Source organism: Flavobacterium sp. 3HN19-14 (assembly GCF_051373205.1).
Lineage (GTDB): Bacteria > Bacteroidota > Bacteroidia > Flavobacteriales > Flavobacteriaceae > Flavobacterium.
This window is the reverse complement of sequence record NZ_JBPPZT010000001.1, coordinates 259,272-285,377: the sequence shown is the minus strand read 5'-3', so window position 1 is coordinate 285,377 and position 26,106 is coordinate 259,272. Positions and strand designations below refer to the sequence as shown.

General features: G+C 40.9%; 28 protein-coding genes and 4 pseudogenes. 16 read left to right on the top strand and 16 right to left on the bottom strand.

The genetic code is table 11. The features are described from left to right. Window positions 1-19 precede the first annotated feature (19 nt). The 6 genes and pseudogenes from ACSLFW_RS01440 (at window position 20) to ACSLFW_RS01415 (ending at window position 6,255) form a co-directional block, all read left to right on the top strand. Entirely contained in the window at window positions 20-736 is a 717-nt protein-coding gene (locus ACSLFW_RS01440) for a geranylgeranylglyceryl/heptaprenylglyceryl phosphate synthase (protein ID WP_436554332.1), read from the top strand. Then, entirely contained in the window at window positions 729-1,352 is a 624-nt protein-coding gene (gene pnuC / locus ACSLFW_RS01435) for a nicotinamide riboside transporter PnuC (RefSeq protein ID WP_436554331.1), read from the top strand. Before ACSLFW_RS01440 ends, pnuC begins: the two co-directional genes overlap by 8 nt. After that, complete coding sequence (locus tag ACSLFW_RS01430; RefSeq protein WP_436554330.1) at window positions 1,313-2,635, top strand: DUF4301 family protein; 1,323 nt, start codon at window positions 1,313-1,315, stop codon at window positions 2,633-2,635. The genes pnuC and ACSLFW_RS01430 overlap by 40 nt, the downstream gene beginning before the upstream one ends. Next, window positions 2,607-3,427: pseudogene (locus ACSLFW_RS01425) on the top strand (DUF4301 family protein). Before ACSLFW_RS01430 ends, ACSLFW_RS01425 begins: the two are co-directional and overlap by 29 nt. Further along, window positions 3,427-3,827: pseudogene (arfB, locus tag ACSLFW_RS01420) on the top strand (alternative ribosome rescue aminoacyl-tRNA hydrolase ArfB). The pseudogenes ACSLFW_RS01425 and arfB overlap by 1 nt, the downstream one beginning before the upstream one ends. A gap of 268 nt (window positions 3,828-4,095) precedes the next feature. Continuing rightward, a complete protein-coding gene (locus ACSLFW_RS01415) occupies window positions 4,096-6,255 on the top strand; it encodes a TonB-dependent receptor (protein WP_436554329.1) in 2,160 nt (719 codons plus the stop codon). 159 nt (window positions 6,256-6,414) lie between these two features. Here ACSLFW_RS01415 and ACSLFW_RS01410 read toward each other — a convergent pair whose 3' ends face one another. Further along, window positions 6,415-6,777: a hypothetical protein gene (locus ACSLFW_RS01410; RefSeq protein ID WP_436554328.1), complete on the bottom strand. Its 363-nt coding sequence runs from the start codon at window positions 6,775-6,777 to the stop codon at window positions 6,415-6,417. Between the two features lie 251 nt (window positions 6,778-7,028). Between ACSLFW_RS01410 and greA the strand changes: the two genes are divergently transcribed. Both greA and ACSLFW_RS01400 read left to right on the top strand, forming a co-directional pair. After that, window positions 7,029-7,505 carry a transcription elongation factor GreA gene (gene greA, locus ACSLFW_RS01405; RefSeq protein ID WP_436554327.1) on the top strand — a complete coding sequence of 159 codons (477 nt, stop codon included), beginning with the start codon at window positions 7,029-7,031 and terminating at the stop codon, window positions 7,503-7,505. A 54-nt stretch (window positions 7,506-7,559) separates the two neighbouring features. After that, complete coding sequence (locus tag ACSLFW_RS01400) at window positions 7,560-7,949, top strand: HIT family protein (RefSeq protein WP_436554326.1); 390 nt, start codon at window positions 7,560-7,562, stop codon at window positions 7,947-7,949. Window positions 7,950-8,015: 66 nt separating this feature from the next. Here ACSLFW_RS01400 and ACSLFW_RS01395 read toward each other — a convergent pair whose 3' ends face one another. Beyond that, window positions 8,016-9,179: a sensor histidine kinase gene (locus ACSLFW_RS01395; protein WP_436554325.1), complete on the bottom strand. Its 1,164-nt coding sequence runs from the start codon at window positions 9,177-9,179 to the stop codon at window positions 8,016-8,018. A gap of 191 nt (window positions 9,180-9,370) precedes the next feature. On the opposite strand from ACSLFW_RS01395, the gene ACSLFW_RS01390 reads away from it, so the two are divergent. The 3 genes from ACSLFW_RS01390 (at window position 9,371) to aat (ending at window position 11,344) form a co-directional block, all read left to right on the top strand. After that, on the top strand, window positions 9,371-10,249 hold the full coding sequence (locus ACSLFW_RS01390) for a flavin reductase family protein (protein WP_436554324.1): 879 nt from the start codon (window positions 9,371-9,373) through the stop codon (window positions 10,247-10,249). Window positions 10,250-10,270: 21 nt separating this feature from the next. Further along, entirely contained in the window at window positions 10,271-10,645 is a 375-nt protein-coding gene (locus ACSLFW_RS01385; RefSeq protein ID WP_436554323.1) for a DUF3127 domain-containing protein, read from the top strand. Window positions 10,646-10,708: 63 nt separating this feature from the next. Continuing rightward, a complete protein-coding gene (gene aat, locus ACSLFW_RS01380; RefSeq protein ID WP_436554322.1) occupies window positions 10,709-11,344 on the top strand; it encodes a leucyl/phenylalanyl-tRNA--protein transferase in 636 nt (211 codons plus the stop codon). Window positions 11,345-11,372: 28 nt separating this feature from the next. Here the strand turns inward: aat and ACSLFW_RS01375 are convergent, their stop codons facing one another. The 12 genes and pseudogenes from ACSLFW_RS01375 to ACSLFW_RS01320 all read right to left on the bottom strand — a co-directional run bounded on the left by ACSLFW_RS01375 (window position 11,373) and on the right by ACSLFW_RS01320 (window position 21,401). Further along, the gene (locus ACSLFW_RS01375; RefSeq protein WP_436554321.1) at window positions 11,373-11,936 is read right to left on the bottom strand and encodes a DNA-3-methyladenine glycosylase I; all 564 of its coding nucleotides are present in this window, start codon (window positions 11,934-11,936) and stop codon (window positions 11,373-11,375) included. Next, a pseudogene (locus ACSLFW_RS01370) lies at window positions 11,936-12,590 on the bottom strand (queuosine precursor transporter). The gene ACSLFW_RS01375 and the pseudogene ACSLFW_RS01370 overlap by 1 nt, the downstream one beginning before the upstream one ends. A 310-nt stretch (window positions 12,591-12,900) precedes the next feature. Continuing rightward, complete coding sequence (locus tag ACSLFW_RS01365; RefSeq protein ID WP_436554320.1) at window positions 12,901-14,640, bottom strand: hypothetical protein; 1,740 nt, start codon at window positions 14,638-14,640, stop codon at window positions 12,901-12,903. Between the two features lie 80 nt (window positions 14,641-14,720). Continuing rightward, window positions 14,721-15,368 carry a hypothetical protein gene (locus ACSLFW_RS01360; protein WP_436554319.1) on the bottom strand — a complete coding sequence of 216 codons (648 nt, stop codon included), beginning with the start codon at window positions 15,366-15,368 and terminating at the stop codon, window positions 14,721-14,723. Between the two features lie 2 nt (window positions 15,369-15,370). Next, window positions 15,371-15,652 carry a TraB/GumN family protein gene (locus tag ACSLFW_RS01355; RefSeq protein ID WP_436554318.1) on the bottom strand — a complete coding sequence of 94 codons (282 nt, stop codon included), beginning with the start codon at window positions 15,650-15,652 and terminating at the stop codon, window positions 15,371-15,373. Continuing rightward, window positions 15,652-16,296 carry a TraB/GumN family protein gene (locus ACSLFW_RS01350; RefSeq protein ID WP_436554317.1) on the bottom strand — a complete coding sequence of 215 codons (645 nt, stop codon included), beginning with the start codon at window positions 16,294-16,296 and terminating at the stop codon, window positions 15,652-15,654. The genes ACSLFW_RS01355 and ACSLFW_RS01350 overlap by 1 nt, the downstream gene beginning before the upstream one ends. A gap of 153 nt (window positions 16,297-16,449) precedes the next feature. Then, window positions 16,450-17,412, bottom strand: a complete 963-nt coding sequence (tsf, locus tag ACSLFW_RS01345; RefSeq protein ID WP_436554316.1) for a translation elongation factor Ts — start codon at window positions 17,410-17,412, stop codon at window positions 16,450-16,452. A 145-nt stretch (window positions 17,413-17,557) separates the two neighbouring features. Next, window positions 17,558-18,400, bottom strand: a complete 843-nt coding sequence (gene rpsB, locus ACSLFW_RS01340) for a 30S ribosomal protein S2 (RefSeq protein ID WP_436554315.1) — start codon at window positions 18,398-18,400, stop codon at window positions 17,558-17,560. Window positions 18,401-18,631: 231 nt separating this feature from the next. After that, entirely contained in the window at window positions 18,632-19,018 is a 387-nt protein-coding gene (gene rpsI, locus ACSLFW_RS01335) for a 30S ribosomal protein S9 (RefSeq protein WP_436554314.1), read from the bottom strand. Continuing rightward, the gene (rplM, locus tag ACSLFW_RS01330) at window positions 19,018-19,473 is read right to left on the bottom strand and encodes a 50S ribosomal protein L13 (RefSeq protein ID WP_436554313.1); all 456 of its coding nucleotides are present in this window, start codon (window positions 19,471-19,473) and stop codon (window positions 19,018-19,020) included. The genes rpsI and rplM overlap by 1 nt, the downstream gene beginning before the upstream one ends. 320 nt (window positions 19,474-19,793) lie before the next feature. After that, on the bottom strand, window positions 19,794-20,630 hold the full coding sequence (locus ACSLFW_RS01325) for a ferritin-like domain-containing protein (protein WP_436554312.1): 837 nt from the start codon (window positions 20,628-20,630) through the stop codon (window positions 19,794-19,796). Window positions 20,631-20,642: 12 nt separating this feature from the next. Beyond that, the gene (locus ACSLFW_RS01320; RefSeq protein WP_436554311.1) at window positions 20,643-21,401 is read right to left on the bottom strand and encodes a ferritin-like domain-containing protein; all 759 of its coding nucleotides are present in this window, start codon (window positions 21,399-21,401) and stop codon (window positions 20,643-20,645) included. A gap of 235 nt (window positions 21,402-21,636) precedes the next feature. On the opposite strand from ACSLFW_RS01320, the pseudogene ACSLFW_RS01315 reads away from it, so the two are divergent. Next, window positions 21,637-22,655, top strand: a pseudogene (locus ACSLFW_RS01315) (LacI family DNA-binding transcriptional regulator). Here ACSLFW_RS01315 and ACSLFW_RS01310 read toward each other — a convergent pair. Continuing rightward, entirely contained in the window at window positions 22,650-23,735 is a 1,086-nt protein-coding gene (locus ACSLFW_RS01310) for a glycosyltransferase family 4 protein (RefSeq protein ID WP_436554310.1), read from the bottom strand. The pseudogene ACSLFW_RS01315 and the gene ACSLFW_RS01310 sit on opposite strands and share 6 nt — an antisense overlap. Window positions 23,736-23,815: 80 nt before the next feature. Here ACSLFW_RS01310 and ACSLFW_RS01305 point away from each other — a divergent pair, with 80 nt between their 5' ends. Genes ACSLFW_RS01305 through ACSLFW_RS01290 form a run of 4 tightly spaced genes read left to right on the top strand, consistent with a single transcriptional unit; the run spans window position 23,816 to window position 25,596 of the window. Further along, a complete protein-coding gene (locus tag ACSLFW_RS01305; protein ID WP_436554309.1) occupies window positions 23,816-24,277 on the top strand; it encodes a hypothetical protein in 462 nt (153 codons plus the stop codon). Continuing rightward, window positions 24,274-24,567, top strand: a complete 294-nt coding sequence (locus tag ACSLFW_RS01300) for a phosphorylase family protein (protein WP_436554308.1) — start codon at window positions 24,274-24,276, stop codon at window positions 24,565-24,567. The genes ACSLFW_RS01305 and ACSLFW_RS01300 overlap by 4 nt, the downstream gene beginning before the upstream one ends. Next, window positions 24,557-25,069 (top strand): glycosyltransferase family 2 protein, encoded by a 513-nt coding sequence (locus ACSLFW_RS01295; protein WP_436554307.1) that lies wholly within the window; start codon window positions 24,557-24,559, stop codon window positions 25,067-25,069. Before ACSLFW_RS01300 ends, ACSLFW_RS01295 begins: the two co-directional genes overlap by 11 nt. Beyond that, window positions 25,051-25,596, top strand: a complete 546-nt coding sequence (locus tag ACSLFW_RS01290; protein ID WP_436554306.1) for a hypothetical protein — start codon at window positions 25,051-25,053, stop codon at window positions 25,594-25,596. Before ACSLFW_RS01295 ends, ACSLFW_RS01290 begins: the two co-directional genes overlap by 19 nt. A gap of 3 nt (window positions 25,597-25,599) precedes the next feature. Here ACSLFW_RS01290 and ACSLFW_RS01285 read toward each other — a convergent pair whose 3' ends face one another. Next, on the bottom strand, window positions 25,600-26,106 hold the full coding sequence (locus tag ACSLFW_RS01285) for a glycosyltransferase (RefSeq protein ID WP_436554305.1): 507 nt from the start codon (window positions 26,104-26,106) through the stop codon (window positions 25,600-25,602).

The following is a 26,106-nucleotide window of genomic DNA, read 5'->3' as shown; positions in this document are numbered from 1 at the left end:
AATTCGCGTTCCCATCAACATGAGCATTTACCACAATATAATCCAATCCAAAAAAAATAACAAAAAGCTTTTAGCCATTCTTCTCGATCCCGACAAAATCAACTGGCAAAATCTCAACCAATTGATTTCAAAAATCAACCAATCGCCCGCCACGCACATTTTTATCGGCGGCAGCCAGGTTTTTTCCAATAAAATTGATGAATTAATTTCCGAAATCAAACAAAATTGCTATTTACCAATTCTGCTTTTTCCCGGAAATCCATCACAGATTTCCAATGAAGCAGACGGCATCTTATTCCTCTCATTAATCTCAGGCAGAAACCCCGATTTCCTAATTGAACACCAAGTAAAAGCTGCGCCAATCCTGAAAAAATCCAACCTGGAAATCATCCCAACAGGCTACATCCTAATCGATGGCAACAGCGAAACCGCAGTCGCCAAAATCAGCAAGACCACTCCGATGCCAATTGACAATCCGGAATTAATTCTCGCCACCGCGCAAGCAGGCGAAATGCTCGGCAAAAAACTCATTTATCTCGAAGCGGGAAGTGGCGCCAAAAATGCAGTTCCGGTTGAAATCATAAAATTAATTTCCCAAAATATCGAAATCCCGTTAATAGTCGGCGGCGGCATCGTAACTTTAGATGGCATTAAAAAAGCATACGAGGCTGGCGCAGCTATCGTCGTCATCGGCACTGCTTTTGAAAACGACATTAACTTTTTCAACCATGATTGATTTTTTCCTGAAACCATACGAAACCGCATCCATTCTGCAAATTTTGTTGGAATTTCTGGCATTCGCACTCGGAATCGCCAGCGTCTGGTTCGCTAAAAAAGAAAATATCTGGGTGTATCCAACAGGATTAATCGCCACATTTATCACAACCTATTTATTATGGATTGCCGGTTACCTCGGCGATATGCTCATCAATGCTTATTTCACCATCATGAGCATTTACGGCTGGATCAATTGGGCAAAAAAAACAGATTCCAACGACAATCTGCCCATTACGAGAACAACACGTAATGAAAAATTAACAGGCATCCTGCTGTTTTTCACCACAATTTTTGTAGTTTTCGCCATCTATAAAAGCGTCGGGCAGCAAATTAAAAACGACAATTATATAGACATTATCGCTTCGGGCATATTTTTTACCGGAATGTGGTATATGGCCCGTAAAAAAATAGAAAACTGGACGCTCTGGATCATCGGCGACATCATCGTGACGCCGCTTTACGCTTACCGCGGATTAGGAATGTTGTCATTGCAGTACCTGGTTTTTACAATTTTAGCTGTTTCAGCTTATTTAGAATGGAAGAAAATCTTAAACAACAACCCACAACCACTATAAAGATAGCGCTGTTTCGACCGGAATCTACCGGAAAAACTACGCTTGCCCGCCAGCTTTCCGAACATTTTGAAACAGGTTGGGTGCCGGAATTTGCACGCGATTATTTGCAGGAAAAATGGAACCGTATGCAAAAAATATGCGAGCCCGAAGATTTGCTTCCGATTGCGATTGGACAGACCAAACTCGAGAACGAAACGCTCTTAACAGCAAACAAATATATTTTCTGCGACACCAATTTACTGGTCACGAAAGTGTTTTCAGAAATGTATTATGATTTTTGCGATCCGGCGCTGGATAAGGCCGCGAGAAAGCACAAATATGATTTGTTTTTTCTCACGGATATTGACGTGCCGTGGGAAAAAGACGACTTGCGCGACAGTCCCGATAACCGGAAAATCGCATTCGAAACATTCAGGAATGCATTGATTGAAAACGAAAAGCCATTCATTACACTTTCCGGAAATGCAGACGAAAGATTTCAAAAAGCTTTGCAAATACTTGAAAATCTTGAAAAAGCAAAGGAAATTGGTTTTTCATCGCATGATTTTGTGCAGATTTACGAACATGGCATTCCAATCGAAAACATTCAAAAGCAGCTCGATATTTTCAAAAAAGGCATCGCGAAAGCTGTTTTGGTAAGGCCGGCGATTAAGGATGACGGAATTTTACGACTCAATGAACAGGAATTCTACGATCATGCTGAGTATTTCGACAAGCAGAAAAGCGATTTGAAAATTAAGAAATTCGTTCCGGCTTCAGGCGCTGCGAGCAGGATGTTCAAGTTCCTGAACGAATTTGTCAACGAATTCAACATCGACGAAGAAACCATCAACGCTTACATCAACCGCAAACACGCAAGTTCGCTTTCCGTTTTTTTGGTCGGATTGGAGAAATTCCCGTTTTACGAAGCAATCGACCTTGAATTAAAGAAAAAATATTCCAATTTCCGTTCCTGGAACAAAGATCTAAGGGATTTTTATTTCATCAAAATGTTGCTTTCCTCGAAGCATTTTGATTTCGCCAATAAGCCGAAAGGGATTTTGCCTTTCCACAAATATCCGGCACACATTGCCACGCCGCTTGAAGAGCATTTGAACGAAGGCGGATTTTATGCAAGTTCTAATAACGTCTCGCATATTCATTTTACGATTTCAAAAGAACACCAAAACGGGTTTGAAAATATCATCCACGAAGTGCGGAACAAAGTTGAAACACAATCCGGTACAAAAATCAACATCAATTTTTCGTACCAGGATGAAAATTACCGATACGATTGCCGTTGATCCGAAAAACAAGCCATTTCGTACAGACGATGGACGATTGGTGTTCCGTCCGGGCGGACATGGAGCGCTTATCCAAAATCTCAATAATCTGACTTCGGATATTATTTTCATCAAGAATATTGACAACGTCATCCAAAATCATATCCAGTCGATTGCATTGTATAAAAAGGCGTTGGCGGGAATTCTGATTAACTTGCAACAGCAAACTTTCCAATTTCTGCGGGACATCGAAAACAACGAAATCACAGAAAGCAATATCAGGGAAATTATCACTTTCGCAACCGAAAAACTCAATATTGAAATCATAGAGGATTTTGAAAAATATACGCTAGGGAATAAAATCGCTTATTTATTTGACAAACTGAATCGCCCGATTCGCGTGTGCGGCATGGTGAAAAATGAAGGCGAACCCGGAGGCGGCCCTTTTGGGTCAGCAATTCAAAAGGCAATGTTTCCCTTCAGATTGTTGAGAATTCACAGATAGATATGACCAATGAAAACCAGCTTTCGATATTGAAGAGTGCTACACATTTCAATCCGGTTGATCTGGTTTGCGGCATTAAAAATCACAAAGGCGAAAAATTTGATTTGCTGCAATTCATAGATCACAACAGTGGCTTCATCGTTGAAAAAAACAAAAACGGCCGCGACTTGAAAGGCTACGAATTGCCCGGATTATGGAATGGCGCGATGGCCAAATGGATTACTGTTTTCGTACAAGTGCCACTGCTCACTTTCAATCCCGTGAAAACCGTGAATGATTTACTAAAACCCGCGCACCAACCGCAATAATGGAAGTCGAAAAATTACTATCGGAACTGCAGTTCAAAGCGGTTCGAAGCTCCGGCGCCGGCGGGCAGAACGTTAATAAAGTTTCTTCAAAAGTGGTTTTGTCTTTTGAAATTAATAATTCCAGGCTTTATCCGAAGAAGAAAAAGCATTGATTATTGGAAATCTTCCTTCGAGATTGACTGCGGAAAATATCCTGATTCTCAATTGCGACGAAGACCGAAGCCAGCTTAAAAATAAGGCGATTGTTACTAAAAGATTTCTCGATATCATCACAAAAGCACTTCATGTCCCGAAAATCAGGAAAGCTACAAAAGTGCCGCGTTCGGTGATTGAAAAGAGGATGAAATCTAAAAGAAATCTGTCTGAAATCAAGCAATCGCGCCGAAAACCGGATTTTTGAAATGGTCAGAAGTCGAAAGTCTAAAGCCAAAAGGAGCGACTTTCTAGCTTTCGGCTTTGGACTTTCGGCTAAAAAATGTACATTTGCCCTGTCTCAAAGGGGTGCTCCGAATAACGAGCTGAGATTATACCCAATGAACCTGGGCGGGTAATGCTGCCAAGGGAAAAGTGACAAAGCTGCGGAGTGCACGCCGTATTTTTTGCCACAGGAACATCATTTAATTTTAACCAAGAATAATTCCCCCTTTTATTCGTAAAACATTTTACGGATGAATCATTTATTTTATCAATGCCGCAAAGGCACGAAGTCGCAAAGGCACAAAGCAGCGATTTCTTGCTTCTTGCTTCTCGCTTCTTTCCTCTCTTCTGCACAACAAAAAGAGCAGGATACTACCAAAATCAATCAATTAGACGACGTTCTCGTAACAGCCGTTCGGGCGACTTCGAAGACGCCGGTCAGTTTCAGTAATCTTTCCAAAAAGGAAATCGCTTCGCGCAATCTCGGTCAGGATATTCCGATTTTGATGAATTTCCTGCCGTCGGTCGTCACCACTTCTGATGCCGGAAATGGCGTCGGCTATACCGGAATTCGCGTCCGCGGAAGCGATGCCACAAGAGTCAACGTAACGATTAACGGAATTCCATATAACGATTCCGAAAGTCATGGTACTTTTTGGGTCAACATGCCCGATTTTGCTTCGTCGACAGAAAGCCTGCAATTGCAACGCGGCGTGGGTACTTCGACTAATGGCGCAGGTGCATTTGGCGCAAGCCTTAATGTTCTGACCGATTCGTATTCGGAAAAGGCGAGCGGCGAAATTTCGAATTCGTTCGGAAGTTTCAACACGCGGAAACACACCGTGAAATTCAGCACCGGATTGCTCAATGACCATTTTGAAATAGCAGGGCGTTTGTCGAATATTGATTCGCATGGCTATATCGACCGCGCGTTTTCTGAATTGCATTCGTATTTTTTACAAGGAACTTATGTTGGAAAATCGACTTTGATCAAAGCCTTGGTTTTTGGAGGAAAAGAGCGTACTTACCAATCCTGGAACGGCATCGACGCTGCGACTTTGGAAAGCGACCGGACATTCAATCCGTCGGGAATGTATACCGATGCCAACGGCGATGTACGCTTTTACGACAATGAAACCGACAACTATCGGCAAGATCATTACCAATTACACCTGAATCAAAATTTTTCTGAAAATTGGAACCTGAACTTCGCTTTGCATTATACAAAAGGCAAAGGTTATTACGAAAATTATAAAGAAGACGCTGCTTTTGAGGATTATGGTTTGCTTCCCGTTGGCGCTGAAACGGCGACAGATTTAATCGCCCAAAAATGGCTCGACAATGATTTTTATGGTTATACTTTTTCACTGAATTATAAAAATGACAAGCTTGATTTACTCATTGGCGGCGGCGGCAATAAATACAACGGCGCGCATTTCGGAAAGGTGATTTGGGCAAGATTTGCATCCCAAAGTGAACCCGGCGACCATTATTATGACGATTGCGCAGACAAGACAGACAACAATGCTTTCACAAAAGTGAATTACCAATTGACGGAAAAGCTCAATCTTTTTGGTGATGTGCAATTCCGCAATGTGGGTTATCGTGCCGATGGGGCGCAGGCGACTGTAGTTGATGACAACTTCAATTTCTTCAACCCGAAAGCCGGATTGAATTATACACTGGATGGCAAAAGCACATTCTATTTTTCCTACGCCATAGCGAATCGTGAACCCAACCGAACCGATTATGAAGGCGGCAGCGTAAAACCTGAAAAACTCGGTGATTTTGAATTGGGATGGCGATTTTCGGCTTCGAAATTCAGGCTCAATATCAACGGTTATTATATGCGATACAAAGACCAATTGGTACTGACGGGCGCTTTAGACGATGTAGGCAATCCGATTCGCACGAATGTCGGCAAAAGTTACAGGGCCGGAATAGAAGCTGAGGCTGTCGTAAAGATTCTGAAAAAATTCACCTGGCGTTCGAATATGACCATCAGCAGCAATAAAAACCAGGATTTTGTAATAGATAACGGCAGTGGATTGGTGAATCTTGGCGATACAAATATTGCGTTTTCACCCAATATCATCGTCGGGAATATGCTGGTTTTTCAACCGGCTGAAAGCTTGAGTTTGGCATTGATGACAAAATTCGTCGACCAACAATATATGTCGAATATCGATGATGAAAATTCAAAATTGGACGCTTATACGCAGACGGATTTCAGCATTTCTTACGAATTGAAAACGAAAAAAATCTTCAAATCAATCATCTTCACCGGATTGCTGAACAATGTCTTCGATGAAAAATATGTGTCTAATGGTGCAGATTATGGCGGCGGATACATTTATTATTTTCCGCAGGCGGGAATTAATTTTCTGGCAGGAATGACGTTGAAATTTTAAAATAGTCGAAAGGCTAAAGTCTGAAAGTCAAAAGAATCGTTTTCGGGTCACCTAAGCGACTTTCAGACTTTGGACTTTCAGCTTTCGACTTAATTATAAACCCGAATACTCGTCGGACTCAAAACCTCTACCCTGTAAGGCTTCATCGTATATTGAACTTCACCTTCTCCAACGCCCGTAAAAAGGCTGTAAGTATAATCTTCGCAGGAACATTTCGCATTGACGCCGCTGATGCTCATTGTTGAACATGAAGTCGGATATTGGTTCGGGCAGCTCGCTTCCCAGGCCCAGGTAATCGGTTTCGGAAACGCGCATAACGATCAATCCGCTGACGCCGGAAGTGCCGTCGTTGATGTAAACCGGATTAATGGGCGATTTCAGCCCGCTGTACAATGGCAGGTTTTCGTCAATAGGAATCGAAAAAGTATAATTTGGCAGGTACGGATTTTTATAACGCGTGCCGCTGTTGCTGCAGCTGAGCAATATCAGAAAAACGACGGTGAATAAGAATATTCTTTTCATTGGTGTAAAATTTCCTGTGATAATGGGCAAAACAAATTTAATTTAATTAACTTTGAAATAGATATGATTAACATATTATTATAGACTGAACCGAAAAATACTATCTTTGCAAAAAGGAATCCCGTCGCGATGGGATTTTTTCTATTTATATAACGAAGGAAACCGCCGTTTTGTATATCGTTGAACGATGAAAATGAAAACTTTAAAACGGCCTGTTGGAATTGCAAAACGCAATAAAATTTAAACGAATTATGAGCAACGTATCTTATTACACCGCAGAAGGATTAAAGAAATTAAAAGACGAGTTGGAGCAACTCAAAAGCATAGAACGCCCGAAAGCATCACAAGCTATTGCCGAAGCACGCGACAAAGGAGATTTGTCTGAAAACGCCGAATATGACGCTGCAAAAGAGGCGCAGGGTTTGCTCGAAATGCGGATTTCAAAAATGGAAGATGTATACGCGAATGCACGCCTTATAGACGAATCGCAACTCGATACTTCAAAAGTTTTGGTGCTGTCGAACGTAAAAATCAAGAACCAGGCCAATGGCATGGAAATGAAATATACACTTGTTGCAGAAAGCGAAGCCGACCTCAAAACCGGAAAAATCTCTGTAACTTCTCCGATAGGGAAAGGACTTTTAGGGAAATCTGTTGGTCAGGTTGCTGAAATTACGGTGCCGAATGGCGTATTGAAATTTGAAGTTCTTGAAGTTTCGCGTGACTAATTAAGATTTTGGAAAGACCCTGAACCCAATACCCTGAACCTTAAACCGTAAAAAATGTCAAGCATATTCACCAAAATCATCAACGGCGAAATCCCAGCTTATAAAGTTGCGGAAGACGAGCATTTTATTGCAATCCTCGACGTAAACCCGAATACAAAAGGCCATACACTTTGCATCCCGAAACAGGAAGTCAATAAGATTTTTGATCTCGATGATGAAATGTATCTCGGATTGATGCAATTCTCAAAGAAAGTTGCCAAAGCATTGGAGAAAACTGTCGAATGCAAAAGAATTGGCGTTGCCGTTGTGGGTCTTGAAGTGCCGCATGTTCATGTGCACCTGATTCCGCTTCAGGATATGGATGACATGCGTTTTCTGAGAAAAGCCAGTTTTACCCCGGCTGAATTTGAAGCGCTGAGTTACGCAATTGCAGCGAATTTGTGAAAATTATAGCCACGAATTTCACGAATTAGCACGAATTTAATTTGTGGAAATTCGTGAAATTCGTGGCTAATTTTTCTCCACCGCTTTCCGGAAACTCACCTGCATCGTCGTGCCTTTTCCAACCTCAGAATGCAACACCCTGATTTTTCCGTTGTGGTATTCTTCAACAATCCTTTTGGTAAGTGACAATCCGAGTCCCCAACCACGTTTCTTGGTAGTAAATCCGGGCTCAAAAACACTCTTGAACTGTTTCTTCGGAATTCCTTTTCCCGTATCTGAAATATAAATCATCACAAATCGGTCGGCATCAATAATCGCAACGTCAAGATTACCGCGGCCGCGCATGGCATCGATTGCATTTTTTACGAGATTTTCAATCGTCCAGCTGTGTAGTGCCGGATTGATCATAATATTTACCGGATGATGCGGCGCCGTAAATGAAAATTCTACTTGTTTTGAAAATCTTGATTTCAAATAATCGAACGATTTTTCGGTTTCGGCAATGATATCAAGATTTTCGAGAATGGGTTCAGAACCGATTTTTGAAAAACGGTCGGCAATTGTCTGTAACCTTACAATGTCCTTTTCAATTTCAGTTACAGTGGTTTCATCGACATTATCAGCCCTCATAATTTCTAACCAGCCCAGAAGCGAAGAAAGTGGCGTGCCTATTTGATGCGCGGTTTCTTTCGCCATCCCGGCCCAGAGTTTATTTTGCGTAGCCATTTTTGTACTGCGGTAAAAGTTGTAGACAATGGTTCCGAAAAGGACGATAACCATTAAAAGCGCAATCGGATAATATTTTAATTTCTTGAGCAATGACGAGTCGCCGTAATAAATATATTGTGTCTGGGTTTTAGATATTTTTGTAACGATTGGGTCGTTCTGCGATTTGAGGTCATTCGTATAAGTTTTCAGGATTGATTTGTCCTGTAAGATGGCGTTGTCGATATTAAGTGTATTACTAATCGAATCATTTAGCGCTAAAATAATCGGAATGCTGGGCGGATGCTGAATCAACTCCAGAGGAATATCCAAGTCAACATTCTCATTTATATCTATTGTATTGATTTTTTTCTGAGCCAACGCCCAAAGCTCTACTTTATTCCGTTCATCGATTTTTACAATCTGAAACAATCCGTAAGTATTCCAAAGAATAAATAATACAATTACAAACGAAGTGATAATAATAATCCAGCGTGTTGAAACCCTGCGTTCCGAAAATTTCATAGATAAATTTTGAGGTATAAATATAACGATTTTTATTTTTTGAAGCCATTTCCCGCTATGCACTTATATCTTTCCCGCGCTAAAGAAGCGCGAAAAAGGATAACGTTCCTATCGGGGCTAGGGTAGTTGTTTTCAATTGAAAATTTGTGCGAAACAAATCGATTTCCGTATTTTTACAAAAACAAATTCCCATGCTCAGCATTTCCCCAAAAGACGTCACGCCGGTAAAATTGCAAGGCTATTTACAGACTTCCATCGGGCCGCGTCCAATAGCTTTCGCCAGTACAATAGACGCCAGCGGAACGCCTAATTTATCGCCATTCAGTTTCTTCAACGTATTCAGTTCGAATCCGCCAATTTTGATTTTTTCTCCGGCGAGACGCGTTCGTGACAATACGGTAAAGCATACTTTGCTCAACGCCGAAGCCACGCGCCAGGTCGTCATCAACATCGTCGATTTTGAAATCGTGCAGCAGGCTTCTTTGTCAAGCACAGAATATCCTTCCGGCGTTAATGAATTCGTAAAAGCCGGATTGACCGCCATTCCGTCTGACATCGTAAAACCATACCGCGTTGCCGAAAGTCCGGTGCAATTTGAATGCAAGATCAACGACATCATCAAACTCGGAACCGAAGGCGGCGCCGGAAATCTCATCATCTGCGAAGTCGTCAAAATCCATATCAGTGAAAAAATCCTTGATGAGAACGGCAACATCGACCAAGAGAAAATCGATTTGGTTTCAAGGCTTGGCGGCGACTGGTATTCGCGTGCCAATGCCGGACTTTTTAAAGTCCCGAAACCGCTTACAAAGCTTGGCATCGGTGTTGACCAGATTCCGAATTTCATCCGCGAAAGCGGCATTTTCAACGGTAACGATCTCGGAAAATTAGGCAACACAGAATCATTGCCCACTACCGAAGAAATTAATATATTTGTAAACGAGAACATTTCGGTAAAAGGTGTGCTGAGTGCTGATGATGAGGAAAAAGTGCATCTCAAAGCCAAGGAATACCTCGATAATGACGATGTTTCCGGTGCATGGAAAGTGCTTTTGGCCGAAAGAATTTAATAATCAATATAAAATAAGAAGATGGAAATTAACGGAAAAGTTAAAGTGATAAACGCCGAGCAACAAGTGAGCGCGTCGTTTAAGAAGAGAGAGTTGGTTGTTACAACCGAAGAGCAGTATCCGCAGCACATTATGATTGAGTTTACTCAGGATAAGTGTGATTTGCTCAACAATTATAAGCCAGGAGAAGCCGTAAAAGTTTCCATTAACCTAAGAGGCCGCGAATGGGTGAATCCGCAGGGTGAGACTAAATATTTCAACAGCATCCAGGGTTGGAGAATCGAAAGACTGGCCGCAGAAGCACCGCAAGGCCAGGCTCCGATGGCGCCACCTGCACCGGCATTTGAGCCTGCCAATGATTTTAAAGAAGAAGACCACGACGATTTGCCTTTCTAAGTAAATTCGTTGATAAATTTTAAACCCGACACATTTGCTGTCGGGTTTTGTATTTAGAAATAAATGTATTATCTCTTAAAAAAAGAATTATTTTTTCCACCCGTTTCCGAAGCTGATGAAGACGGAATCCTTGCCATTGGCGGCGATTTGTCTGTGGAAAGGCTGCAGCTCGCTTATCGTTCCGGAATTTTCCCGTGGTTTGAGGACGGCGATCCGATCATCTGGTGGGCACCCAACCCGCGGATGGTTTTATTCCCTGACGAATTCCGCGTTTCCAAAAGCATGCGCAACATCATCAACCGTAATATTTTCAAAGTCACACTCAATCAAAATTTCCGCGATGTAATTTCAAATTGTAAAAATATCAAACGCGACGGTCAAAACGGCACGTGGATTACCAATGAAATGGTTGAAGCTTATTGCAATCTCAACCAGATTGGTGTCGCCAAATCAATTGAAGTGTGGCAAAATAACGAACTCGTCGGCGGTTTATATGGTATAGATTCAGGTCAGATTTTTTGCGGCGAAAGCATGTTTTCAAAAGTGCCGAATGCGTCAAAAATGGCGTTCATCGCTTTGGTGAATTACCTTAAAACGAATAATTATCAATTGCTCGATTGTCAGGTTTATAATGAACATCTCGAAAGTTTGGGCTGCCGGGAAATTCCACGTTCAGAATTTATGAAATTCCTGAAATGAGTTAATCGAAAATTTGCATTAAATAAATTTATTTTTTCATTGTCCAGCAAGCTTCAATATGATCATTGACCATTCCGGTTGCCTGCATGTGCGCATAAATCGTTGTCGAGCCGACAAATTTAAAGCCGCGCTTTTTTAGATCTTTGCTGATAGCATCAGAAAGCGGCGTTGTTGCAGGAATTTCACCCATCGATTTCCTGTGGTTTTCAATCGGTTTTCCGTCGGTAAATTTCCAGATGTAATTTGAAAAACTCCCAAATTCTTGCTGCACTTCCATAAAACGCTGCGCATTGATGATGGCTGATAGAATTTTGAGGCGGTAACGAATGATGCCCGCATTCTGCATCAGATCTTCGACTTTATCTTCATCATATTGAGCAATTTTCATATAATCGAAATTGTCAAAAGCTTTCCTGAAATTTTCGCGTTTGCGCAAAATCGTAATCCAGCTCAAACCCGCCTGAAAAGTCTCCAGAACCAAAAATTCAAACAAAGTGGCATCGTCATAAACGGGTTTCCCCCATTCTTCGTCGTGGTATTTTTCGTAAAGTGCATCGCCGACACACCATCGGCACCTGATTTTTTCTTCCATTATAAAGTTTCTTCTGAGAGGTATTTTTTGATGATATGGTGCGACCAGTAAATGACCGGTGTCAACAAAACTGCAACGCCCAATTTAAATGTATAGCCCGTTAATCCTGAACTGATATAAGTTTTTCCGTCGATTTTCCCGGGAAGATAAAATGCAATTCCGAGCACAATAAACGAATCAAATAACTGCGAAATCACCGTTGAACCCGTGGTTAGTTCAGCCAGATTTTAGCTTCGCCGGTTTTGTTTTTGAAAAACCAGAACAGCGAAACATCAATCAGCTGCGAAACCAGGAATGCAATGATACTTCCGACGATGATCCACATACTTTGCCCGAAAACGGCATAAAACTGCCCGTCGTTTACCGGACTTATTCCTTTCGCGGCCGGAATCGAAATCGCCACAAACAAAATGATAAATGCATAAGCGATAAGTGCTGCCGTGATGTAAGATAATTTCCTGACGCCCTGCTGCCCGAAATATTCGTTGATCAAATCGGTTGTCAAAAAAACCACCGGCCACGGGATGATACCCATGCTCATTACGAACGGCCGATTTGTATGAGCTTTCCGCCAATCAATTCGGCGACAACCGCGTTGGTGATGAAAATCCCCGCAAGGATGATAAAAACTAATTCTCTTTTGGTCTTAAACATGGTGAAAATTATGATTAGTAATCGTCATAACGGAACATATCAAGCGCCACCGGCTTGCCGTAACTGGCTCTCGTGTGCTGTTTGTTAAGTGTTTTGTTGATAACAGTTTGGTATTCCTCTTCCATATCTTCATCGCCTTTCAGACTGTTTTGTGATGCAGTTTTAAAGGCAAGCGGATTGATTTTGTGGTTCTCGTTGACGAATGCTAAAGTATATAATATTTCTTTCGGTGCGCTTTCTTCTTCGTCTGCGGCTGCCGCTTTGGTGATTTTGAAAAAATAGAATGTGATTCCTTTTTTGTTATTTTCAACTACTTTTTCTGAAGTAACTCAAGGCTGTCTTTTTCGGCAATGTTCCTGAAATTCCGAACCGCAGAAAATGCAATTTCATCATCGGGAATATTTTTCACGAAGTCACCTTTTCCATTTGTGAGCAACAAGTTGATTACGGCAAATTTTATTTTTGGGTCGTTTAACGCCTCGCGAATCTCTTCGTCGTTGTATTTGCCGTACACAATCCCGAGTCGCGTCAACTCAATATCCAGTTCAGGAATATCGAGGCGTTCTGCTTTTTCAAGCAATTCAGATACACCTTTATCGTCCGGAAAATGCTGCAATAAATTGATATAATTGATGAGGTTTTCTGCAGGTGCTTTGTCGTTGTAACCATAAGCCGGTTCGTCTTCAGACTGCTGGCTGTTTTTTTGTTTCCAGCTTACCAGTCGTTTGTATTCGAGTTTGGCATTCGTATTCAGGATTTTCTTAAACGAGTTGAGTTTTTTAGCGGAAACATAATGCCTTTCCAGTAAAATGTTACACAAATCTATAATTGGGGCGTTGTATTCGGGGATGCTGTAAAACTGGAAGATTTTCGGAAACAATTCCTTGCTGCTTTCCAAATCATTCTGGAAATAATAAAACATCGAATTGATTTCGTAAGAATCATCCGGAAGCGGCAAATCATATTCGAGCAATTCCAGGATTTTTTTATACGCGTTTTTTGAATTCTGATTGGCGAGTGCTCTCAGGATGCTGATTTGAATCGTGGTTTTCGTATCTTCTTTTCTGTAAAGTGCTTCAAGGAATGGTGTCAGCCTTTCGTCATCACGGATTTCGCCAATTTTTTCAACCAATGATTTTAATGAAGCGGTTTCGCTGTCGCGGAATTTAAACGTATTGATGAAATTTTGGATTTTCCCGAAATCTTTTTTCTCCACCTTAAGCTGGTCAATCGACAAAGGTTCAAGTGCGGAATAGCGGATGGTGTCTTTTGCGCTGTTGGCATCTTCAATAAAAATGTCGATTTTGTCATCAAATACAGATGCGGTACTTTTTTCCGTTGGTTCGAAAGAATTGAAAGTTTTTTCAATGAAAGGATCATCGTTTTTGTAGTTTTTATCCACCAAAGCCATCAATGTATAATAGGAATTTCCAGTGAAAAAAATTCTGCTTTTTATGGCCTGGGTCGATGCGGGTTTAGAAACCATCATGTCAAAAACATGCAGGTTTTTATCTTTATTGAACGATTCAGATTCGCTTACAACTTCGTATTTGTCTTTGTTCTCAACGAGCTCATCCCATTTTGAATAGGTAAATCCTTTCCTGCTATAGATATTAGGCCCTTCAACTGATACCGCACCCGCAACTTCATAGGCATCATAATCGTAATCGTAGTCGTTGGTTTCATTAAAAAAGTCATCCTGCTTCAGCAATTGCCTTTTGAAGTTGGCTTTTATCGAATCGAGATTAACCGCATTTTCGTATTTGCTGTATTTGGTGTAAGTAAGGCCGATACTTTGCCCGGATTCTGAGCCAAAAGCATAGGTCCGAAATTGTGAAACAAACGCATTTTTTTCAGGTTTTTTGTCATAAGGAACGGCATCTGAAAGCCCGAGTAAAATGTTTTCGTTTTGCGTTTCAGGAATATCAACTTTAAATTTCGCCAGCGTATCGTTAAAGGTTTTTACCGTCGATTTGTAGTTATATGGCGTCGCCGTAAACGAATCAAAAAACCGGCTTACATTCTTCTCAGAAACATTTACAGCACCCAAAAGATAGTATTTACCGCCCTTGATAAGGGTTTTGAGCCTGATTTTCTTATCGCCTTTCGAAGCCGATTCAAAGCTTTGTTTTACTTTATCAAATCGGGTTGCGGTCGAATCTGTTTTTTGCTGTTTGTAAAATTCGTAATGGATTTGCTGCTGTTCATACGAAGAATCCTCGAGGCTTCCGAAATCGTTAAGCGTTTTTTCCTCAAGGAAATAATAGCCTTTTCAGAATTGTCATACGCCTGAATTTCAATATCGATTTGCTTTTTATCCTGATTATTGCCGTATACAGTGTTGAAGGACGGAATATCAACCGAAAACCCGCCTTTTTCCGGGGTGAATTTCTCCCAATTATTTTTAAATGATTTGATCTGGATTTTATCGAAAGCCTCATTTTCATACTGCCTTACATAATTCCCGGTTCCGGTCATCGAAACGGCAATCAATTCTAAAGGTGTGATGTAAAACTTTGTGCGCTGCGCATTTCCGGTTTTGGTTTTGTTCTTAATGTCATAACCCTTGAAATTTTCCTGCTCAAAATATTTTTTGTCGATGATGTCGCCGGCGATTTTTTCGAAAAATAAGCTGTCAAGCACTTTTGCATCAAAAGCTTGCTCCTTGTTGAAAAATGAGTTCAGCGGGATACGCCTGATATTTATGACGGCACCATTGGTCAAATCAGGTGAACTGACATCTTCATCCTGAAAAATGGTGTTCTTATTGAGCGGCATTTTCACCATCCCGTCGTGTGTGCCGGAAATCGTAAATGTTGGTGCCGGAAAATAGTCTTCAATGGCTTTTTTCTGCTTGGCCCGCTTTCCGTAAAAACGTCAATGATTGGTGTAACAGTATAGCCTTTATTGCGCAAGAGCTGAATGATACCGCCTTTTCCCGCAAGATGTGCAGCACCCACAGCAGCGAATAAACTTCCGGTTCTTGCCAGTGAATCGATGCTTTTTGCCATGACGATATTGCGGTCGATAATCAAAGCTTTATGCGTGTTTTTCGGAAACATCAGCTTATAAATTGAATCGAGCAGTACGATATCTTCTCGCGATAAAGGTCATTCATGGCTTCAGAATAATTCCGGTTTTTGAGCAATTTCATCAATAGCTGCTGGTTTTCTTCTTTCGGAACGGCATAATCGACTCTTGATTTATAAAGCGAAATCATCGATGCTTTCGCATTTTCCAAACCGACAATTTTCTTTTTGTATTTTCTTCCGGTTTGATAAATGAACATGTCGAGAACAGTGTTTTCCGAGAAATCGGCTGCCTGTTCATTCGTCACCGAAACCATGTTGTTGAGGTAATAATTGTTGTAAAAAATCATTGATATTTCCTTCTTCTTTGCCGGCGAAAGATAAAACCCGGAATAAAAACCTGAATTCGGGGCATAATTTGAGGTTGCGCCTACATTTGGTAAATCTTCCCAGGTTTCAGGATCGCTTTCATTGCTTACGATATCCGCGGCAAGCAAATTCTTAAAAAATGCGTCGGAAAGGTGGTAGGAAACTTTCTCGTTCACGTGCATGGTGCCGTAAATGTAAGATTTTTTGGAAAGGCCATTTCCCGAAATTTCCCAAAACAACGTATTGGCGGTCTGGGCGTTTGCAATTGCGGTAAATAGAAATGCTGAAAATAGGAGGAAGCGTTTCAATTGAAAAGTTTTATGTGTAAAACAAATATAGTTTTTTAATATATAATTAGTAGTTAATAATTATAACGCTGAATCAACATTATTCATTGTTAACTAATAAAAAAGAGGTGCCTGAACGAACAGACACCTCTTTTTAAAAAGAATGAATTAATATTATCCTAATGCAACTCTTTTGAATCCTGTAATTTCAACCTTGAACCCATTAACATATTCGCCTACTTTTTTAGCGTCGTCTTTAATGAAGTTTTGGTCTAATAATGCTTTCTCCTGGTCTAAAGTGGTGTTGTCAGAAATGAAACGTTGTACTTTACCCGGAAGGATTTTATCCCAGATTTGCTCTGGTTTGCCTTCTGCTTTTAATTCTGCTTTGGCATCTTCTTCTGCTTGTTTTAAAACTTCTGGAGTTAATTGAGAGAACGAGATGTATTTAGGGACATTTTTTAAAGTTTTTCCTAAACGTTTTGCTTCTTCATTATCTTTTTCGATTACAGCAATACGGGCAGCAAGTTCAGATTCAACGAAAGCTGGGTCAAAATCTTTATAAGATAATGTGTCAGCACCCATAGAAGCCACTTGCATAGAAATGTCTTTAGTTAAAGCCTCAGCATTGTCAATTCTTGCAGAAATAGCTGTTAATGCAGCAATTTTGTTAACGTGAACGTAAGATCCAACGAAAGTACCTTCAAGAATTTCGAAACCACCGATTTCGATTTTTTCACCGATAACCCCAGTTTGTTCGATTAGTTTCTCGGCAACAGTAATTCCGTTGAAATCTGAAGCCAGGAATTCTTCTTTAGAAGAGAAATTGATTGCTTTTTCAACCAAAGATTTAGCCAAAGCTACGAAAGCTTCATTTTTACCTACGAAATCTGTTTCGCAGTTTAAAGTAAGGATAGCGCCTTTAGTGTTGTCTGCATTGATAAAAGCAACGGCAGCACCTTCAGATGACTCGCGGTCAGAACGGTTAGCAGCCACTTTTTGTCCTTTTTCTCTAAGGATTTGTATCGCTTTATCGAAGTCTCCTTCAGCTTCGACTAGAGCTTTTTTACAGTCCATCATTCCGGCACCTGTAGATTGTCTTAATTTATTTACGTCTGCAGCAGTTATAGTTGCCATTTGTTTTTATTTTTAAGATTATAATTTAATGTAAAAAAAGAAATTCCAGACTTCAAATTCCAAATTCCAGTTTTATCAAATCAATAAATTTTCGTTACTGACTTTTTTGGATTTTGGAATTTAAATTCTGGAATTTAATATGGATTTATTCTTCTGTTTTATCAGCTTCCGGAGCAGCTTCAACTTCTGCCTCAACAGCAGGAGCTTCTTCTACGGCAGGAGCAGCAACTTCAGCAGCTGGTGCTGCAACAGTTTCTTCAGCAGCATCTTCCATTCCGTCAGCATCTTCTTTGTCAGAAGTTCTGTTAGAAAGTCCGTCGATAACGGCAGCAGTCACTAAAGATAAAATTTTCTCGATTGATTTAGAAGCGTCATCATTTGCAGGGATTACATAGTCAACTTCACGTGGATCGGAGTTGGTATCAACCATTGCGAAAACCGGAATGTTTAATTTCTGAGCTTCTTTTACAGCGATGTGTTCTGCTTTGATGTCTACTACGAAAAGCGCAGCAGGCAATCTCGACATGTCAGAGATAGAACCTAAGTTTTTCTCTAATTTCGCACGCAAACGGTCTACCTGAAGACGCTCTTTTTTAGAAAGTGTCATGAATGTTCCGTCTTTCTTCATCCTGTCGATAGTGGCCATTTTCTTAACGGCTTTACGGATAGTAACGAAGTTGGTCAACATTCCGCCTGGCCATCTTTCAGTGATGTAAGGCATGTTGGCGGCTGCAGCTTTTTCAGCGACGATGTCTTTAGCTTGTTTTTTTGTTGCTACGAATAAAATCTTTCTGCCTGAAGCAGCGATTTTTTTAAGGGCGTCGTTAGCCTCTTCGATTTTAGCAGCAGTTTTATACAGGTTGATAATGTGGATTCCATTACGCTCCATGTAGATGTAAGGAGCCATGTTCGGATCCCATTTTCTGGTCATGTGCCCGAAGTGAACACCGGCTTCCAGTAAGTCTTTAACTTCTATTTTGTTTGCCATTTTGTAATAGTTTACGTTCTGTTAATTAGCAATGTTTCTTATCGATTTTAGATTTTAGATTTCAGATTTCAGATTTTTCAACCCTGAATCCTGAACCTTTCACCCTGAACCATTTGAAATCATTTAGATGCTAAACTAATTTCCTGCCTCGGCAGAAATTGTAACAATAACTTGATTTTTAATAATTGAATGAACATTGTGCCCTGAGCTAATTGCGCAAGGCAGGTAATATTAACGTTTCGAGAATTGGAATCTCTTACGGGCTTTTTTCTGACCGAATTTTTTACGTTCAACCATTCTTGGATCCCTTGTCAATAAACCTTCTGGTTTCAGGATGGCTCTGTTTCCTTCGCCAACTTCACACATTGCTCTTGCCAAAGCCATTCTCACAGCTTCTGCCTGTCCTGTTGAACCTCCTCCGTAAACGTTTACTTTTACGTCAAAGTTGTTTACATTTTCTGTCATCGACATTGGCTGTAACACTTTGTACTGTAAAGTTGCAGTTGGAAAGTAAGTTGCAAATTCTTTTTTGTTCACGGTGATTTTACCTGTTCCTTCAGAAACATACACACGTGCAACAGCTGTTTTTCTTCTTCCGATTTTGTGGATTACTGCCATTACTTAAGATCGTTTAGGTTAACAGTTCTTGGTTTTTGAGCCGCTTGTTTGTGCTCTGGCCAGACAACAACATTTAAATTTCTGAAAAGTTCTGCTCCTAATTTGTTTTTAGGCAACATACCTTTTACAGCTTTTTCAACCAAAGCTGCTGGGTTTTTCGACTGTAATACTTTAGCAGTCAGTGTTCTCTGACCTCCAGGGTAGCCTGTGTGACGCATGTAGATTTTGTCGTCCAGTTTAGTACCTGTAAGGTTGATTTTCTCTGAGTTGATAACGATCACGTTATCTCCGCAGTCGACGTGTGGTGTATAACTTGGCTTGTACTTACCTCTCAAAATCATTGCGACTTTTGAAGCAAGACGTCCTAAGTTATGACCTTCGGCATCAACAAGTATCCACTCTTTTTGTACGGTGGCTTTGTTTGCTGATTGTGTCTTGTAGCTTAATGCGTCCATAATATAATTTAAATTAAACATTCCGTCCCCAATAAAGGGGTTGCAAAAGTACAAATAAATATTTTAAATCCAAATGCGAATATTAAATTCTTTTACATTGAATATCAGGGAGAAAAAGACCGCTTTGCTGCAAGACCGTTTCACTATAAGACCACTGCGTTGCACGACCGCTTCGCTGAAAGATTTTGGCGGTTAATTTTCGGTTGATTTATTATAAATACAAACCTCTGAACCTTTTACCCAACACCCTGCACCCAAAAACAAAAAAGCCACCTTAATTAAAAGATGACTTTTTCAGAAGCAATTTTTTATTTTGAAATTTATACGATAAATATATTGGCTATATCTACAGCTTTTTGAGTCGTGATAGGCTCGTCGTAGGCTTCGCTGCCTGCAATTGCCGGGATAGCTGGCCCTGCAGAACCGTTGTTTACATTAGCAGTATTGAAACCTGCTTGTGTAGTCACTTCTTCGCCATCATATACAGGCTGTGTTGCTGCCGGCATTCCGGCGCCTCTCTCGTTTCCGGAAATCCATCCTTTCAGGCCGCGCAATCTTCTTACTTCTGAAGCGTGACGGGCTTCAACAGAGTGAATCTGTAATGCTGCTGTCAATAAATCCGAAGTAGAAATAAGATTTCCGGCTTGTCCTTTATAGGCTCTTACGCCGGTATCTTCAAATGCCTGCGCCAAAGCAAGGAATTCCTGATAATTATCAAACGGATGGAAAAGCCCGCCGACGGTAAAGTCGAAAGTTGGTTTTGCCACGAAATTAGCACTTCCTGTTCCGCCAAGACCGGCAATAAGGAAATCAACGTGGTCGTGTTCGTGCTGAGCGATTTGCTCAAAAACCTTACGGTCGCGTCCGCCATTTTCACTCAATGGAATAACGCCTGAAGCAAGTGCTGTTTCATAAAACTCTTTTTCAAGATATTCTAATGTCAATGCCAATTGCAATGCGCCGATTGGTGTTGCAGGTGTTGCGGTAATATCATTTGCAAACGTTTTGTTGCCCAAAGCAGACAATCCGAACGGAACTGATGCCAGTGCCAAACCTTTACCGATGGTGCCAAACTGCCCCAAACTTTGTCTTCTGTCGCCTGTACTGTTGAGGAATTGCTCGTTAGTAAACGACTCTATAAATTTTAATAGATTCATGATTTCAGGGATTTAAGTTAAATAATTGGCTGTGAATTCTGTTGTGATGAAATTGCCTGCGACCGGTAAAATCTGACCCGGCGATTTGGCTACATCAAGTCCTGTTGAATTGCTTACGATATCATCCCCTGCGAAATCTTTCGAATTCGGGTTGAGTAAACTTCTGATGGCCGATGCGTGTCTTGCTTCAACAGAAACAATTTTACCGGCAATAAGTAAATAATCCGGGCTGGTAATTAATTTTCCAGCGCCGTTGTAAGCAGCAACTCCTGTGTCTTCGAGCGCTTTGGCTGTGTTCAAAACAGAAAGCCTGTTGGTGAAGCTTACATCCGGATACTCGAAAGCCAATCCCGGAAGTAAATGTGCATTCACATCTGCGCCTGCGGCAGTCAATGCGCCTGTGATGGCAGCTTTGAAGAATTCGCGGTGAATTACCTCGTGGTTGTACAAATCAACTAATACCGCTTGTTCTTCAGCGTTGAAGGTGCCGGTAAAGTTGGCTGCGTTTACTACTTTAGTGTAGAAGTCGGCTTCAAGCTGTTCCAATGCATACGCATAAGTAAGGACGCCCAGGTCGCCGCCGCCTAAATCGAATTTTCCGGCTCTGATGCCCGGAAGCTCATCCTGCGGATTGGTACTGCTGCTGTCGTCGTCATTACATCCGGCCAGCAATAATCCGGTTCCCGCCAATGTGAGCCCGCTGATTTTCAGGAAGTTTCTTCTGCTAGGTGAAGAAGGTCTTACCTCCTGAACTTTAACTGTGTTTTTCATAATCTAACGTTTAAAAAGGTTAATAATCTGGCGCCGTTCTAATGATATAATGTTATATTTGTGTTTGAGAATCATATCACCAAACCGGCAAAAAAATAGATAATCATGCGAGTCTATTGGTCATGTTTGTTTTGGTTTTGTAAAATTGGTTCTATTTATCAAGGATTGTATTACAGGATTTCCGTTATGTGTTGTACAATTCCCGAAAGCGTTCAATTTCCTAACTACCCAACCGATGAAAGAAAAAGCCACGTTAAAACAAATCGCAAAAGAGCTAAACGTATCAGTATCAACTGTTTCAAAAGCGCTTAATGACAGTCCTGAAATCAGCGAACCGACAAAAATCAAGATTCAGGAGTTCGCCAAGCTCAAAAACTACAAGCCGAATATCATCGGGCTCAACCTCAAAAACCGCAAAACCAAAACTATCGGCGTTATTATTCCTAATATATTGAACCCGTTTTTTGCCAAGGTTTTCAGTGGTATCGAAAAGGTAGCGGAAGAAAAAGGATATAATGTATTGACGTGCATCTCGAATGAATCGCTTGAAAAGGAAATCCACACTTTAGATATGCTCAGCAACGGGACCATTGACGGTTTTATTCTTTCGGTTTCTGAAGAGGCGCAAAAACTCGGTGAATTCCAGCATTTCACAGACATCATCAACGACGGAACGCCGATTGTAATGTTCGACCGTATTTCTGAACAGGTAGATTGTGATAAAGTAATCGTTGATGATTTCGATTCTGCCGTGTATGCAACTGAACATTTGATAAAACTCGGCTGTAAAAAGATTGCACTGTTTTCTTCTATCGATAATTTAAGTGTCGGAAAACTACGCGCCAAAGGCTATTTTCAGGCATTGGAGAAAAGCGGTTATAAAATCGACGATAACCTGATTGTCCTCACAGATTCTGAAGAAGATTTCGATAAAAAAGCACAGGCTGTTTTCGATAATAATAAAGTCGATGGCGCTTTTGCGCTCGACGAGCACGCTTCAACCATGGCGATGAAAATAGCCATCAAGAAAGGCATCAAAATCCCGAACGACCTTTCTGTAATCGGTTTTGCCGATGGCGTCTGGTCGCGCAGGATGACGCCAAGCCTTTCTACCATCAGCCAACACGACCAGAAATCGGCGAAGCTGCCGCCAAATTACTCATCGATAATTTAGAAAGCAAAGAAGAATATGCTTTCAAAACCACGGTTATCAAAACAGAACTAAGGCAACGCGATTCCACCAGAAAATTATAAGCTTTCGAAAACGAATTTGATTTTTGCCGCAATGGCTTCAGCAGACATCCGTTCCTGATACTGCTGTAAAGTTGCATGCTGTTTGGCTCTGAAATCTAACGTCTGTGTTGCCAGAAAATTTGCCGTCAGTGCAGCAACATCTTCCGGCGGGAACAAAAGGCCGCAATAACCATAATGGGTCATGTATTGAAATGGCGCGATGTCAGTAACAATCGGCACACATCCACATCCCATCGCTTCGGCCAAAGCATAGCCGCTGCCTTCATAATGAGAGCCAAGCACGAAATATTGGTGCGAATGATAAATTCCTCTCAGACCTTCATGCGACACAAATCCTTTCAGGTCAACCTGCTTTGATAAATTCTCGTGATTCGCAATAAAATTTTCGACTACTTTCAACAGATGGCCTTCTTGAAAAACCATCGTAAGTTTCGCAGTTGGCGACTGATTAGCGAAATTCAAAAAAGCCTTCAAAATCGTAAGCGGGTCTTTATTTTCATCAAGCCTGCCGACCCATAGAAAACTGTTTTCGGTTCTTTTAAGACTATGGTCGAATTCAAAATCTGTAGCACCTTCCATTACTTCAAAAATCTTTTCTTTTTTCAGGATGCCCGGTGCATACCATTGTTCCGCATTTTCGACTCCGGTAAAAAGATAACCATCGATAAACCGATCGGCGATTTTATAAATGAGGCTTTTGATTTTACCTGGTCTTGGTGCAAATCCGTTGGCTTGTAATAAAATTTTAGTTTGGGGCGAACTCAATTTCAGGAACATCAGATAATGCGCCTGGGCGAAGCCGTGAGCAAGCACATAATCTGGGTGCAACGATTTTACAAATGAATTGAAGCGAAAAGGGACCTGCCACTTTTTCAACGGTTTTCCTTTTATAAGGCCTGTTTTAATATTCTTATGAAGAAAACTGTCAGATGGTGTCGTCGTACGCAGCAAAAAATAAGTGTCGAAATCTTCTGATAATGCTTCTAAAAAACCTAAAGTACTGTAAAAATTCGCCGCGACTTCCTGTCGATTTTCAATCGGAAAAGGCACATAAATCAAATCGACCAGCGTTTTTTTCATTATTATAGCGAAGTTATCCTGTTTAGTGGTTTTGGACTATATTTGTGCTGATGCAATATACAAAAAAGCACTGATGTACCATGAATGACGATTTTCTGAACAATCATCCTGATTTTTACACGGAAAAATCCGTACTCGACATTGCAGCAATCGTAGCTTGGAAAAAAAGCAAAAATGCCTACAACATCACAAAATTTCCAACAACTGCCGTCATTTCTTCTGGCGGAAATGTCTTAGGAGTAAAACAACGATTGTTCTCCAAAAAAATAAAAGGCCTTCCCGGACAGAATTATATTTTCGGTGACAATATTTTCTGTTCCCGTTTTGGCAACGGCGCGCCCGCAATCATAAGCCTTATGGAAGAATTGCGGATTTTGGGTGTTGAGCATTTTCTCTTCGCTGGATTTGCCGGAAAGCTGACCGAAACAGAAAAACGAGATGCTTTTCTGGTCACCAAAACTTTTTCAACCAGCGGATGTACTTCATTTTATGGGCGGGAACGGAATTCGGGCTTCCAAACAGCAACTGGAGCGAAAAAATGAAACAAAATCTTGATTTGCCCGAAGCAGTTTGCTGGAGCACCGACGCACCTTTTCGGGAAACCGCTTCGCTTTTATCGAGTTTCGTCAATAAAGGCGCCACGCATGTTGATATGGAATGTGCCGCGATTTACGCTTTCGCGGAATTTTATAAAACTGACGCCCTGTGCGTTATTGTAGCCGCCGATTCACTTGTTGGAAATCAATGGCATCCGCCGACAGATATGAAAACCCTGAATTCGGAATTTCGCAATATAGTTTTCCGTTTATTAGCCATTAATCATGGAAAATAAGCCGTTAATTTCGATCATCATTACTTTTTATAATGAAGAAAATTATCTTGATCGCTGCCTGCAATCGGTAAAAAATCAGGAATTTAAAGAATTTGAAGTCGTTTTAATCAACGACGGTTCAACGGATGATTCGCGATCTATTGCAGAAAAATATGCTGAGGATTTCCGCTGTGTAAAGTTGATTACAACTCAAAATTCCGGTCACGCCGAAGCCCGGAACACCGGATTGAAAAACTGCACCGCAAAATTCGTCACTTTCTTTGACGCCGACGACGAACTTGAGCCGCAAATGACGGCTGTTTTCGCTGAAATATTACAACGAGAAAATGCCGATCTTACGATTTGCAATTTTTCAATGGTAAGCGAAGACGGCAAAAACGCTGATTTCCCGCAATGGAAAAATCACATCACATCAATAAAAAAAACTAAAAATCTTATTGATGAAATGTTTTTCCACGGCATTGCAGAAACCGTTTGGGCAAGATGTTCCGCACATCGATAGCAAAAGAAATTGTCTTTGAAAACGAGCTCTGGTTTGACGACCGCCCGTTCCTGTTCGAATATTTGTTCAAATCGAAAACGGTCGCTTTCTCCAATGAACGATTGCTGAAAATATACAAACGAAATGCCTCAATCACCCGAAGGATTTTACAGCCAAAACGCATTACCGATGCACACCGCGTTTTCGAAATCGAATGGAAAATAGCCGGTAAATATAATGCCATCGATAGTTACAAAAATAAAATTGCAAAGCACCAGCTCGACGTTTTGATGGATAATTTCATCATTTTATACATCGATAAAAATGCAATTTCCGATTTAAAAGAAGTACAGCAAACGCATCTCAGTTATCTTGAGAAATTCGTGCAATTCACAAAACATGAAGGAATTTCATTTAAAATAAAAGACAAACTGGCGTTGCAGCTTATGCGGTTTCCCGGGATTTTTGGATTTGAGTTTGTTTTTTTCATTTTGAAATTTCTCAAAAAAAACAGGATCGAAAGAATCCGCCAGTTAAAAAACAATTAAGAATTATTGGCCAAATGCATCAGCAATTACTTTGATTGTGGCTTCCATACTGAATTTCTCGACTCTTTTTGGTGCATTTTTCTTTAAAAGCGCCGCCTTGATTTTTGCCGCCAGTATTTCTTTTTCGGCACTGTAATAAAAGCAATCCATTGTTTGCCAGTCTTCAACCGGAATCGTACCCGCTACATAACAGCCGGAATAAAGCGCTTCCTGCAAAACCGTTCCGCCGCCTTCAGATTTTGAGGTGTGTAGAAAAACCGTTGAATTATTCATTTTTTCAAGTACATCACGATGCGAAAGCGTTCCGGTTAAAATTATATTTTCCTGTAAGCCAAGTTGGGTTATCTGGGCTTCGAGTACTGTTCTTTGACCGGCATCACCACCGCAGATTTCGGTTCGTAAATTCGGGAAATCAGGTTTCAGAAGCGCGACAATATCAATAAACAGCGCATAGTTCTTAAGGATACTGAGATTTCCTGCGCCTAAAATATCGATTGCCCTTTTGGCCAT